This window comes from Novosphingobium profundi, assembly GCF_018491765.1.
In the GTDB taxonomy this organism is placed as follows: Bacteria; Pseudomonadota; Alphaproteobacteria; order Sphingomonadales; family Sphingomonadaceae; genus Novosphingobium; species Novosphingobium profundi.
The window spans coordinates 1-12,824 of record NZ_JABWCU010000013.1; the positions used below are offsets into that span (position 1 = coordinate 1).

General features: G+C 65.8%; 11 protein-coding genes and 1 tRNA gene. 4 read left to right on the plus strand and 8 right to left on the minus strand.

Going from position 1 to position 12,824, the window contains the following annotated elements:
* Positions 1-81: 81 nt before the first annotated feature.
* From HT136_RS15470 to HT136_RS15485, 4 genes are all read right to left on the minus strand, one after another.
* Positions 82-366: an RNA polymerase sigma factor gene (locus tag HT136_RS15470; RefSeq protein ID WP_214200710.1), complete on the minus strand. Its 285-nt coding sequence runs from the start codon at positions 364-366 to the stop codon at positions 82-84.
* Positions 363-1,250, minus strand: a complete 888-nt coding sequence (locus HT136_RS15475) for an ArdC family protein (protein WP_214200711.1) — start codon at positions 1,248-1,250, stop codon at positions 363-365. The genes HT136_RS15470 and HT136_RS15475 overlap by 4 nt, the downstream gene beginning before the upstream one ends.
* Positions 1,251-1,648: 398 nt before the next feature.
* On the minus strand, positions 1,649-2,806 hold the full coding sequence (locus HT136_RS15480) for a tyrosine-type recombinase/integrase (protein WP_214200712.1): 1,158 nt from the start codon (positions 2,804-2,806) through the stop codon (positions 1,649-1,651).
* A gap of 145 nt (positions 2,807-2,951) precedes the next feature.
* Positions 2,952-3,041: transfer RNA gene (locus HT136_RS15485), tRNA-Ser, on the minus strand.
* A gap of 154 nt (positions 3,042-3,195) precedes the next feature.
* Here HT136_RS15485 and hspQ point away from each other — a divergent pair.
* Positions 3,196-3,576, plus strand: a complete 381-nt coding sequence (gene hspQ / locus HT136_RS15490) for a heat shock protein HspQ (RefSeq protein ID WP_214200713.1) — start codon at positions 3,196-3,198, stop codon at positions 3,574-3,576.
* 66 nt (positions 3,577-3,642) lie between these two features.
* Here the strand turns inward: hspQ and HT136_RS15495 are convergent, their stop codons facing one another.
* Together HT136_RS15495 and HT136_RS15500 are read right to left on the minus strand one after the other, a co-directional pair.
* Positions 3,643-5,757 carry a putative bifunctional diguanylate cyclase/phosphodiesterase gene (locus HT136_RS15495; protein WP_214200714.1) on the minus strand — a complete coding sequence of 705 codons (2,115 nt, stop codon included), beginning with the start codon at positions 5,755-5,757 and terminating at the stop codon, positions 3,643-3,645.
* Positions 5,758-6,019: 262 nt separating this feature from the next.
* Positions 6,020-6,898: an ABC transporter permease gene (locus tag HT136_RS15500; protein ID WP_214200715.1), complete on the minus strand. Its 879-nt coding sequence runs from the start codon at positions 6,896-6,898 to the stop codon at positions 6,020-6,022.
* Between the two features lie 97 nt (positions 6,899-6,995).
* Here HT136_RS15500 and HT136_RS15505 point away from each other — a divergent pair, with 97 nt between their 5' ends.
* From HT136_RS15505 to HT136_RS15515, 3 genes are all read left to right on the plus strand, one after another.
* Positions 6,996-7,700: a GcrA family cell cycle regulator gene (locus HT136_RS15505; RefSeq protein WP_214200716.1), complete on the plus strand. Its 705-nt coding sequence runs from the start codon at positions 6,996-6,998 to the stop codon at positions 7,698-7,700.
* Between the two features lie 79 nt (positions 7,701-7,779).
* Positions 7,780-8,532: a peptidylprolyl isomerase gene (locus HT136_RS15510; protein ID WP_343222207.1), complete on the plus strand. Its 753-nt coding sequence runs from the start codon at positions 7,780-7,782 to the stop codon at positions 8,530-8,532.
* 208 nt (positions 8,533-8,740) lie between these two features.
* Positions 8,741-9,928 (plus strand): GGDEF domain-containing protein, encoded by a 1,188-nt coding sequence (locus HT136_RS15515; RefSeq protein WP_214200718.1) that lies wholly within the window; start codon positions 8,741-8,743, stop codon positions 9,926-9,928.
* Between the two features lie 81 nt (positions 9,929-10,009).
* Here the strand turns inward: HT136_RS15515 and pnp are convergent, their stop codons facing one another.
* Together pnp and rpsO are read right to left on the minus strand one after the other, a co-directional pair.
* Positions 10,010-12,298: a polyribonucleotide nucleotidyltransferase gene (gene pnp, locus HT136_RS15520; protein ID WP_214200719.1), complete on the minus strand. Its 2,289-nt coding sequence runs from the start codon at positions 12,296-12,298 to the stop codon at positions 10,010-10,012.
* 252 nt (positions 12,299-12,550) lie between these two features.
* Entirely contained in the window at positions 12,551-12,820 is a 270-nt protein-coding gene (rpsO, locus tag HT136_RS15525; RefSeq protein ID WP_214200720.1) for a 30S ribosomal protein S15, read from the minus strand.
* Between the last annotated feature and the right edge of the window lie 4 nt (positions 12,821-12,824).

Genomic DNA, 12,824 nt, shown 5'->3' on the forward strand with positions numbered 1-12,824 from the left:
CACAGACTCGCGCCTAACATCCTTGCTGCCAAGTGCAAAATGATGGCGGCCGGGGCCCTGTGGGCTCCGGCCGCGCGCATATCACCATCCCTTGCGTTCCTGACGGCGCAGAGAACTGGCGATCATTTCGATTGCATGGGCCAGATGGGTCTCGGCCTGCGCGTTCGAGATACCAAGTTCGGCCGCGATCCGGGGCACGTTCAAGCCTTCGATGCGGGCCAGACGAAAGGCCGCGTGCTCGGCATCGGGAAGCGAGGCCATCGCGCGCATATAGCGCCGGTGCCGGGGATCGGAGACTTCCGTAAAGGCGCCCTTGAGGAACGCCTCCCGGATGCGCTGGACGAGGAAAGCAAGAGGCCGGATCATGCTCCATCCTCCCCGAAGGCAAGGAGGTAATCGGCGGCCTTGCTGGCGGCACTGGCCGCACGAAAGATCGCCTTTTCGTCCTCGCGCAATACGGTGAGCCACGCCCCGATATAGTCGGAATGCCGCACGCTTGGCGCGATCCCCAAGGAGGCGCAAACAAAGGCGCTGGTCATCTCGGCAACCAGTTCCTCCCGGCCATACTTCGCGGAACGATAACGCCCCGACTGGTCCCGGTTGAGGCGGGTGGGATGCCCGGTCCAATGCCCCAGTTCGTGCAGCGCCGTGCGGTACCAGTTGATCGGATCGGGGAAAGCAACCTGTGGCGGCACCATCACGAAGTCTTCGCCCGGGGCATAGTAGGCCTCGCGCCCACCAATCCGAACGTCCGCGCCCGACAGTGCGATGATCCGGTCGGCCTCGATCCGCGTCATGACCGGATCAGGTACGCTCGCGGCCACCCCGGCCTCGATGGGAAGACCTTCGCACTGGTCGAGATTGAAGACCGTGAACCTCTTAAGGAACGCCACGGTGCGCGCGTCACGCTCCTCGCTCCGGGCCTTCTGCGCCTCGTCCTTGGGCGTGAAACGATCCGCGTAACAAATGACCGTTCCCTTCTCCCCGCGCTTGACGTTGCCGCCTGCCTTCTCGGCCTGCTTGTAGGTAAGCCAGCGCTGCGAGGAATAGCCGCCCCCGATCCCGGCTGCCCACAAGATCAGCACGTTTATGCCACTGTAGATGCGCCCGGTTACCCCGTTGTGCGGCATCGTCACCGGGCACCGCGCGGCGTCCCACGGCTGCACCCACGGCACGCGGCCTTCTTCCAGATCGGCAATGATCCGGTTCGTGACTTCTCCATAGAGGCTCTGACGGTTCTCCTTGGCCATGCTCCTTCACTCCTTCCTTCAACCGCCATTGACCGGCGCCAGGGTGGCGGGGGGCGGCAGGAGCGAACCAGCAGCCCCGCCGGCAAAAGGCGGGGCGCACCTGGCAAGGCCGTAACAACGTGAAGGACCCGGGAGCGAAGCGGACGGGTTGCGTCCCGTCGAGGCGGGGCTATCGGGCAGCGACGCCCCCCGTCACCTTGGAGCCGACAAAGGCCAACGCCGCCGCGCGGGTCTGCGCGGCGACCGTTGAAGGGATGCAAGCCGCATCCCGACCCGCCGAAGGCGGCCCGGAACGCATCAAGCGATCGTTTTGGCCGTGTCACCGAGATGCTAAAGAGCGGCTCGACCGGCGCGCGAGTGGAGGAAGCGCCCGACGAGGCTAAAAGCCTGGCACGCCCTTAGCGGCTTATCCGTGATGAGGTGCAAAAAGACGCCCAATCGTTCATCATGATCCGACGCTTCTCCAGCAAGTTGCCGCGCCGATAGGCCGCCTCGGTCTTGTCCTTGACGGCATGGGCGAGGGCCGCCTCGGCAACGTCGCCGGAGTGATTGGTCGTCTCGCTCACCCAATCGCGAAAGGCCGAGCGAAAGCCGTGAGCGGTGTAGGGCTCTTTCATTTCCTTGAGGAGCTTGGTCAGAGTCATATCGGACAAAGGCGCATTGCGGCGTGCCCCCGGAAAAATCAGCGGGCAATTGGCTATACGAAGTTCAAGGCAACGTTCGAGGATACAAAGGGCAGGGCGCGTGAGTGGCACGACATGCTCGCGCTGGGCCTTCATTCGCTCTTTCGGAAGTGTCCAAAGTCCAACTTTCAAGTCGATCTCGTCCCAGGTCGCGTGCCGCACTTCGCCAGAACGTGCCGCTGTCAGGATCGCAAATTGAAGGGCCAGACGACTGAACGATTCGCGCTCTCGCAGACGAAAAACGAACGCGGGCACCTTGTCATAGGGCATGGCCGCGAAATGGCCGTCCTTCTTGGGTTGGCGCGGCAGACCGCGCGTAACCGCACGCATGGGCGCCTCTGACTCGCGGTAGCCCGACGCGTAGGCCCAGTCGAGTATCGTTCCGATCCGTTGGCGGACCCGCCGCGCGGTCTCGGGCTTGGAAAGCCAGATCTCGGCGAGCAAACCACGAATCATGGGTCCCGTGATGTCATTGACTTGAAGATGCCCGATATGGGGGAAGGCATATGCCTCAAGCGTACTCGACCATTGGGCTTCGTGCTTCTCGTTGCGCCAGGTCTTGCGATGCGCGGCCAGAACCTTGGCTGCGGCTTCGCGAAAAGTCGGGATCCCCTGCGCCTTTCGCCGCTCGAAGATCGGATCGAGCCCAAGTTCAACCCAACTTCGGATCTCCCGGGCTCGTTCGCGCGCATCGGCAAGCGATACCTTCGCGGCGCTGCCGAGCCCGAAGTCGCGGCGCATTCCATGCTTCTGTACCCGGCACACCCAGCTTTTCGAACCAGTAGGCTGGACGACGAGGTAGAGGCCGTCACCATCGCCCAACCGGCCCGGACGCCGGGCTGCCTTCACAGCCGTTGCGGAGAGCTTTCCCATGGCCAAAATTCTCCCACATTCTTTCCCACATTTCCAATCGGTCACCGGTGGATGGGGCTGGATGCAGAAGGACGCGAATCACCAACCAAGCCAAGGAAACCCTTGGACTTTTCAGTGTTCGGCTGGATGTAGAAAGAGTGGCTAATGGCGGAGAGGGTGGGATTCGAACCCACGGTACGGTTGCCCGTACACCGCATTTCGAGTGCGGCGCATTCGACCTCTCTGCCACCTCTCCGCTAGAAGTGCCGCTGCAGGATGAACCTGCGAGGTCAGGAAGAAGCGCGCCGATAATCCACTTGGGCGAGCTTGCCAAGCCCAAAAATCATAAAAAGGCGCATCAATTTTCAGCCTTGCTTGCTCTGACCTCGTGCGAGGCCTATATTGAAGGGATGAACAGAGCGTCCTTTTTCTCGCCACAGGCCGGACGCGTGATCGATGCACCGCGCCAGATGCGTGCGCGCTTCGCCATCGGGGACATCGTCCGACACCGCGAGCATGATTTTCGCGGGGTTGTCTTCGACATCGATCCGGTCTTCGCGAACAGTGAAGAGTGGTACGAATCGATCCCGGCCGAGATTCGGCCCGGACGCGAGCAACCCTATTACCACCTCCTCGCCGAAACCGACGATTCGAGCTACGTGGCCTACGTCAGCCAGCAGAACCTTGTGGCCGACAGTGAAGGCGGCCCGGTCGAGCACCCCTCGCTGTCGCAGATCTTCGAAGATTACCGCAACGGGCACTACCAGCTGCGACGCGGCCTCGCGCACTAGGCGGGACCCGAGGCGACGATACCTCGGGCGATGCCCCAAGCTCCCCTGGCGCTGCCGGCCCCGGCCTCAGATCGCCCAGTCGCCGTTCTCGGCGCGTGCCAGGGCGCGGGTCGCGGTCACCGCGCCGGTTGCGACGAGGTATTCGAGGTCGCCGGCCGGGATCGGGCGCGAGAAGGCGAAGCCCTGCAGTTCGTGGCATCCCAGTTCGCGCAGGAAGCGCATCTGGCCTTCGGTCTCGACACCCTCCGCCGTCACCTGCAACCCGTTCACCTTGGCAAGGTTGACGATCGCCTCGACGATCGCCGCACCGCGCGGCGTCTCGATCGCCTGCACGAACGAGCGATCGACCTTGATGCGATCGACCGCCATGTCGCGGATGTGACTGAGCGAGGAATAGCCGGTTCCGAAATCGTCCAGCGCACAGGCCACCCCCATCTGGCGCAAGCTGGCGATAGTCCGGGCCACGTCGCTCGACGAACCCATCAGCACGGTTTCAGTCAGCTCGAGCTCGAGGCGATGGCCCGAAACGCCCGCTTCCTCGAGCAGCACGCGCACTGTCTCGGCGAAACTCGGCTCCTGCATCTGCGAGGGTGACACGTTGACGCTGATGCGCAAGTCCGGCCAGGTTCGCGCGTCGCGCAGGGCCTGGCGCAGGACGAGCTCGCCCAGCGGCTCGATCAGCCCCGATTCCTCGGCCTGGTCGATGAACTCGCCCGGCCCCACCAACCCGCGCTCGGGATGCTCCCAGCGCACCAGCGCCTCGACCGCGGTCATCATCCCGCTCGCGCTGGAGTAGATCGGCTGGTAATGTACGCGAAACTGCTCGGGCGCCTCGTGAAGCGCGACCCGCAGCGCCTGGACGACGCCCTCGCGCTCGCGAATATCCTCGTCCATCTCGCTAGAGAAGAACACGTAACGGCCACGACCGCCCGCCTTGGCCGCGTAGAGAGAAATGTCCACCCGGCGGCTGAGCTCGGTGCGCAGCACACAATCCTGGGGCGACAACACCACGCCCAGGCTGGCGCCGATGAAGGCCTTGGCCCCCGCCAGCGCGAAAGGTCGTGCCAGGTCCTCGACGATGCGCGTGGAGATCGCCTCGACCGCCGCGCGATCCTGCGGATCGTTGATGACGACGGCGAACTCGTCGCCGCCCATCCGCGCCACGATGTCGGTCTCGCGCACTTGCGCGCGCAAGCGCTGGGCGACCTGCCGAATGAGTTCATCGCCCGCGGGGTGGCCGAGCGTGTCGTTGATCTGCTTGAAACGGTCGAGATCGATGCACAGCAGGGCAAGCGAGGCCTTGCCGTCACGGCACCGATCGAGCGCCTGGTCGAGCTGCGCTTCGAACAGGATCCGATTGGCAAGCCCGGTCAGGGGATCGTGGAGCGCCTGGTATTGCGCCTCGGTGCGGCTCTCCTCGAGATCGCGCGTGCGCCGCACCAATCGGCTGGCGAGGACGTAGACGATCGAGGCGGCCAGGAGGACGACCACCAGCGCCACCGGAGCGAGCGCGGAAAGAACCCGTGTCCCCGGATCGAAGGCATTCCAGGCGAGATAGCCGATCGTCGTGCCCGAACGCGCGCGCAGCGGCACCGAGGTCTCGGGCGAAGTCCGCGAGGGAATCGACTGGAAATGCATTCCCGAAAGGCTGAAATTGCGCGCCAGGGCATCGAAGAGCGCGCCATCGAGGAAGGTCACCCCCACGACGAACGCGCCCCCGGCGTCCGCACGCCCCTCGCCGCCGTTTGCGCCCGGCACCGGCTGCACCACCAGAAGCGCCGGGCGGCCACGCAGGATGCGGATATCGGCAAGCGGCGGCCGGCGGGCCGGCATCTTCGCCGCGCTCGCGGGTTCCGCGGCAAGCCGCGAGCGAGCCAGAGCGACCAGCGCATCGGCGTGGTCCTCGACCGCGATATAGGTGGGCGCGACCGCCCGGCGTCCTTCACGCAGGGCATAGACGCAGTCGCCACGTCCGTTCAGCAGGTAGGTCTCGTCAAGCCCCGCGTAGCCGGAGAACCAGCGCCGGGTATAGGCGTCGAGCCAGTCGGTGTCGGGACGCCCCGCATTGATCGCCACACGCAAGCGGCGCGAGGTTGCGCCAACCGCGATACTGCGGTCGACTTGCGCCGTGCTTTGCGCCAGCACCGAAAGGGCCGTGACCCGGTCGCGCTCGCGTGCCATGCCATCGACTTGCCGCGCGGACCATTGCAACAAGACGACAAGCAGCGAGCCCAGAACCAGGATGGCCAGGGACAGGATCAGCGCGAAGGCCGAGAATCGCGATTCCCGTTTCGCCCGCGGAAGGGCACGTCTCTCTCTCACTCGCGCGACAGTGCCTACATAACTGCGTAAAATTCGTTAAGGACTTTTGGCAGGACGACACTAACTGCCGCATCTCTTGCACGCTGCGCCGGATCCGGCCCCGCCGGACCGGAACCCGGGCTCAGCCCTTGAGCTTCCAGCCCGAGCGCAGGACCAGGTACACGAGGACCGCGAGTGCGAGGTCGACGAGCGTCATCCCCAGCGCGCTGTGCAGCACGGCGAGGTTCGTGTCGCCGATGTCGCTTTCGCCCAGGAACCCGAAGCGGAAGCCCGAAATCACGTAGAAGAACGGATTGACCCGGCTGACCGCCTGGAACGCCGGCGCGAGGTTGTCGATCACGTAGAACGTGCCCGAAAGCAGCGAAAGTGGCGCGATGACGAAATTCGTGACGGCCGCGTTGTGGTCGAACTTCTCGGCCCAGATCGACGAGAGCAGCCCCAGCAGCGCCAGGAAGACCGAGCCGATCAGGCCGAACCACACGACGGCCCAGGGATGCGCCATCGAGAGGTCGACGCCCGGCCACAGCAGCATTGCCGCCGTGAGCGCGAGGCCGACGAGGAGCGCGCGGGTCACGGCCGCGCCAACCATGGCGGCCATCAGTTCGGCCTCGCTGAGCGGAGGCATCAGGTAGTCGATGATGGTGCCCTGCACCTTGCCCGCCAGGAACGAGAAGCTCGAATTGGCGAAAGCGTTCTGCATCATGCCCATGACGATGAGCCCGGGCGCGACGAACGTCGCGAAGTTGACACCCAGCACCATGCGGTCCCCGCGCCCCATCGCCAGCGTGAAGATCACGAGGAAGAGCAGCGTGGTGATCGCCGGTGCCCAGATCGTCTGCGTCTGGACCTTGAAGAAGCGGCGCACCTCCTTCATATAAAGGGTAGCGAGCCCGACCCAGTTCACCGTGTGGATGATGGGCTCGCCCTTTGCCGGAAAACGACGGGGCTCGATGGTCCTGTCCGTGGGCAGGAGTGCGGTCGAATTCGTTTGATCGTCCATGCCCCGGCGACTATCGGCTGATGTTTGGCATGGCAAGCGCCAGCTTTTGAATTTCGGATGGTCCCTTCGGGGCTGTCCTGTGAGGAACGGAACAGGAATGAGCTGGACGGACGAGCGCATCGAGAAGCTGACCAAGATGTGGGAAGGCGGGGCAACCGCCAGCCAGATCGCGGAAGAACTCGGAGGCGTCAGCCGCAATGCGGTCATCGGCAAGGCCCATCGCCTTGGCCTCAAGGCACGCCCTTCACCGGTGAAGGCCAACGAGAAGCCGGCGCGTCCGGCAACGCCCAAGAAGGCCAAGCCGGCCCCCGAAGCCCCCGCCGCGGCCCCGGTCGCGAGCGAATCGAAGCCCGTCGCGCCGGCCTCGCCAGCGCGCGCGCCGCTGACCGCCCGCCCGCAGGCCCCGGCTCCCGCCGCGCCCGCCGAAGCCTCGGGCGAAGCCTCGGAAAAGCCCGCTGCGGACCAGCCGCGAATCGTCTCGGTCGGCCCCGGCGGCTTCCTGCGCCAGGGCCCCGGCGACCAGCAGCCGCCGATTCCGCCCGCACCGCCGCGCCGCCTCGTGCCGGCCAAGCCGAGCGCCGAGGTCGCCGACAAGACCAGCCTGCTCGACCTCAACGACCGCATCTGCCGCTGGCCGATGGGTCACCCGGGCGAGCCGGACTTCCATTTCTGCGGCGAGAAGGTCAATCCGGGCTTCCCGTATTGCGTCGACCACTGCGGCCGCGCGTACCAGGCCCAGCTTCCGCGCGGTTCGCGCCGTCCGCCCCCGCCGCTGCCCTTCGGCGGCCCACGCGTGCGCTGACCTGACGGCGGGAATGGGCCTATTCGCCCTTCCCGCCTCCCTGCCCTCGGGCACCCTGCCAGATCGGGAGACCGGCCCCGTGATTCGCTTGCTTCGCCTCCGCTCCGGAACCGTGCATCTGGCGGCCGCCGCGCTGAGCCTGGCGGCACTGGCGGCCGCACCGGCCACCTTGCGGGCGCAGGAAGCCCCCGCCGGCACGCCACCGGCAGCGCAGGCCCAAGCGCCCGCGCCCGAACCGATCGCCTATGCCTACGTCGCGCTCAAGACCGCGCAGGGCACGATAACCCTCGCGCTCGACACCACGCACGCGCCCAAGACCTCCGCCAATTTCCTGAAGTACGTCGACGCGAAAAATCTCGACGGCGCGCAGTTCTACCGCGCAATGCATCTCGCCTATGCGCAGGACGACGATCAGGGCCTGCTCCAGGGCGGCGTGCGCAATGCGGCCAAGCTGCTCCCTCCGGTTGCTCACGAAAGCACCAACCAGACCGGTATCCTGCACAAGGCCGGGACGATCTCGATGGCCCGCTTCGCACCGGGCACGGCCACCGCCGACTTCATGATCCTGCTCTCCGACATGCCCGCGCTCGACGCCGAGAAGGGCAACACCGGCCAGGATCCCGGCGCGGGCTTCGCGGCCTTCGGCCACGTCGTAGCGGGCATGGACGTCGTCAGGGCGATCTGGTCGCAGCCGCGCTCGGCAACCAAGGGCGAAGGCGTCATGAAGGGCGACATCCTCGAGAACGAGGTCACCATCCTCAGCGCGCGCCGCGTGGCGTCGCCACCGGCAACCCCGGCCACCACCCCTCGCGAGACCCCGCCTACCCTGTAATTCCTCGGAGGGGCAGGAAAACCAAGCACCAACCCTGTCCGTCCTAGACTGAAGCCTCTCTCCAACAGCACCCTGGCCCCGCGCCATTCGGTGGAGTGCACGCTTTGGCAGGTGGCAACACGCATGGTGACGATCGCGCCTGGAATGCACGGTGCGGGGGCGCATCCCTCCCGCAATTCAACGACTCCGACCGGTCGGGAAGGTTGCGATGAACGCGTCTGATCAAGGCACGGCGCGCGGCGGCCTGGCGCGCTGGTTCGGTCTGGGCGGTACGCGCGCCGCCGCCGAAGCGCCCCACGCGAACGGCGATCCCGCGCACGAGGAGACCCCCGCCGAACGCCGCCGTCGCCACGTCCTCGACGACATCTGCCGGTTCCTCCACAGCCACCACCTTCCGGTCAGCGGCCAGACGCTGACCCTCGCGCACGACATCGTGACCGGCGCCAATCCCGCGCTGATGCGTCAGGTGAGCGACCACATCGCCTCGGGCGCCCCGCTCACGATCGAGTGGCTCGAGGAGGCGGTCCAGCTCGATCGCGAGGAAGGCGGCGCGCAGCAAATCCACACGCTCGTACGCAAGCTCGAAGTGGCGATTGCCGAATTCGCCTCAACCGCCACCGAAGCCCGCACCGCAACCAGTGGCTACAACGAGGCCCTGGCCGAGCAGGTCGACGCGCTCGACGACGAGTGCCGGGGCTGTACGACCCACGGCGCGATCCGTGCGCTGACCGCCGCCGCGCGCGAGATGCTGCGCCGAACGCGCGACATCGAACGGGTGATGACCCGCTCCGAACGCGAGACGCTGGCGCTCCAGCAAAGCCTCGAGGACGCCCGCCGCGAAGCCGAGATCGACCACCTTACCGGGTTGCCCAACCGGCGCGCCTTCGAGGCGGTCTACCAGGAGGAGTTCGACGCCGCCCACCACGCGGGCGAGACGCTGTGCGTCGCCTTCTGCGACATCGACCGCTTCAAGCGCATCAACGACACCCATGGCCACGAGGCCGGCGACCGGGTGTTGCGCACGGTCGCCCGCGCGCTCGCCGAGCTCTCCGACGACAAATGCCACGTGGCCCGCCACGGCGGTGAGGAATTCGTCGTGCTGCTGCGCGGGACCGAATTGCGCGAGGCTTGCGCCGTACTCGACACCGCGCGCGAATCGATCGCCGCGCGCCGCCTCGTCAACCGGGCCACCGACACCCCCTTCGGCCGGATCAGCTTTTCGGCAGGCGTTGCCGATACGAGCGTTTACACCAATCGCCGCGAGGCGCTGCGCGCCGCCGACGAAGCGCTGTTCCGGGCCAAGTTGGCCGGACGCAACCGCGTGATCGCGGCCGGACTCGACGACTGGACCGGCTTTCGCGTGATCCCTCCCCCGCCCTTCGGCCAGGAATCCTGAACCTGTAACGAGAAAAGGCCGCGATCGCTCGCGGCCTTTTCCTTGTCTTTTCGGTTGAAGACCGATGATCAGCCCCGCCGATCAGTCTTCCTTGAGGAAAGCGGGCATGTGACCGGGATCACCGCCCTCGGCGCCGCCACGCGGACCACGCTCGCGGCCGCCGCCGCCGCTACGACGCGGACCACGACGGTCACCGCCGCGATCGCCGCCACGGCCACCTTCACGGTCGCCGCGCGGTTCGCGGGGCGCCTTGGGCGGACGGGTGTCTTCGAGCTCCTCGCCGGTTTCCTGGTCGACGACGCGCATCGAGAGGCGGACCTTGCCACGGTTGTCGATCTCGAGGACCTTGACCTTGACCTCCTGGCCTTCCTTGACGACGTCGGTCGGCTTTTCGACGCGCTCGTTCTTCATTTCCGACACGTGGACGAGACCGTCCTTGCCGCCCATGAAGTTCACGAAGGCGCCGAAGTCGACGATGTTGACGACCTTGCCGTTGTAGATCTTGCCGACTTCAGCTTCCTCGACGATGCCCAGGATCCAGGCCTTGGCGGCTTCGATCTGGTTGATGTCCGAGGACGAGATCTTGATCACGCCTTCGTCGTCGATGTCGACCTTGGCGCCGGTCTCGGCGACGATCTCGCGGATGACCTTGCCGCCGGTGCCGATGACGTCGCGGATCTTCGACTTGTCGATCTGGATCGTCTCGATGCGCGGCGCGTGGGCCGAGAGCTCGGTGCGGGCCGAACCCAGCGCCTTGTTCATCTCACCCAGGATGTGCGCGCGGCCGGCCTTGGCCTGCTCGAGCGCCTTGCCCATGATTTCCTTGGTGATGCCGGCGATCTTGATGTCCATCTGCATCGTGGTGATGCCGTTCTCGGTGCCTGCCACCTTGAAGTCCATGTCGCCGAGGTGATCCTCGTCGCCCAGGATGTCCGAGAGAACCGCGAAGTCGTCGCCTTCGAGGATCAGACCCATGGCGATGCCCGAAACCGGACGCGCAAGCGGAACGCCCGCGTCCATCATCGAGAGGCAGCCACCGCAGATCGTCGCCATCGAGGACGAACCGTTCGACTCGGTGATGTCCGAGAGGATGCGGATGGTGTAGGGGAAGTCTTCCTTGGCGGGCAGCACGGGGTGCAGCGCGCGCCAGGCGAGCTTGCCGTGGCCGATCTCGCGGCGACCGGGCGCACCGAAGCGGCCCACTTCACCGACCGAGTAGGGCGGGAAGTTGTAGTGCAGCATGAACGACGAGTACGACAGGCCTTCGAGGCCGTCGATCATCTGCTCGGCGTCCTTGGTGCCCAGCGTGGTGGTGCAGATCGCCTGCGTTTCACCGCGGGTGAACAGCGCCGAACCGTGCGTGCGCGGCAGGAAGCCGACCATCGATTCGATCGGGCGGACCTGGTCGAGCTTGCGGCCGTCGATACGGGTGCCGTCCTTGAGGATGGCGCCGCGAACGATCTCGGCTTCCAGCTTCTTCATGGTCTTGATCGCGACCATCTGGGTCTGCGGGGTCTCGTCCGAGAAGGCTTCCTTGGCCTTGGCGCGCGCCGCGTTGAGCGCGTTCGAGCGGGCCGACTTGTCGGTCAGCTTGTAGGCGGCGGTGACGTCCTTGCCGACGGCCTTCTTGAGCTTGGCCTTGATGTCCGCGGTGTTGTCCGAGAGATCGATCTCCCAGGGTTCCTTGGCGGCCTGCTCGGCGAGGTCGATGATGAGGTTCACGACCTTGCGGCATTCGTCATGCGCGAACATGACGGCGCCCAGCATCTCGTCCTCGGTCAGCTCCTTGGCTTCCGATTCGACCATCATCACGGCCTGGCCGGTGGCGGCGACGACGAGGTCGAGGCGGCCATTTTCGAGGGCTGCGGTCTGCTTGGGGTTGAGCGTGTATTCGCCATCCTCGAAGCCGACGCGGCAGGCGCCGATCGGGCCCATGAAGGGCACGCCCGAGATGGTGAGCGCGGCCGAAGCGGCAATCATCGCGACGATGTCGGCCTCGGTCTCGCCGTCATAGCTCAGGACCTGGGCGATGACGTTGATCTCGTTGTAGAAACCTTCGGGGAACAGCGGACGGACCGGACGGTCGATCAGGCGGCTGGTGAGCGTTTCCTTTTCGGTCGCACCGCGCTCGCGCTTGAAGAAGCCGCCGGGGATGCGGCCCGCCGACGAGAACTTTTCCTGATAGTGCACGGTCAGCGGGAAGAAGTCCTGGCCTTCCTTCACCGACTTGGCGGCGGTCACCGCGCAAAGCACAACGGTTTCGCCATAGGTGGCGAGGACGGCACCGTCCGCCTGGCGGGCGATGCGGCCGGTTTCGAGAGTGAGGGTCTTGCCGCCCCACTCCATCGATACGGTCTTGACGTCGAACATGTCTATTTCCTCAGCCCGTCGGCCCTATTGCCGGACGGGATCTACTGCCGGGGATGCCGTCCCGGTCCGGATCGGGGCCTTGCGTGCCCCGAGGCCCCTCGCCGAATTGCGAGGATACCTGTCTGTTTCGATCCGCCCCGTGGAGCCGGAACACTCCGGCCCTCGCGGCGTCGCCACCCTTAGCACAGCACGCGGCCGACAGGGATGGCGGAATATGAAACGGCCCGCCAGAGGCGGGCCGAAACATCTTGGTTACTTACGCAGACCCAGCTTCTGGATCAGATCGTTGTAACGCTTCACGTCCTTCTTCTTGAGGTAGGCCAGCAGCGAACGACGCTTGTTGACCATGGCGAGAAGACCGCGACGCGAGTGGTTGTCCTTGTGGTGAGCCTTGAAGTGCTCGGTCAGGTTGCGGATACGCTCGGTGAGGATCGCGACCTGAACTTCCGGAGATCCGGTATCGCCCGACTGGCGCGCGTTGTCCGTGATGATTTCCGTCTTCTTTTCGGCAGTAACCGTCATTTCA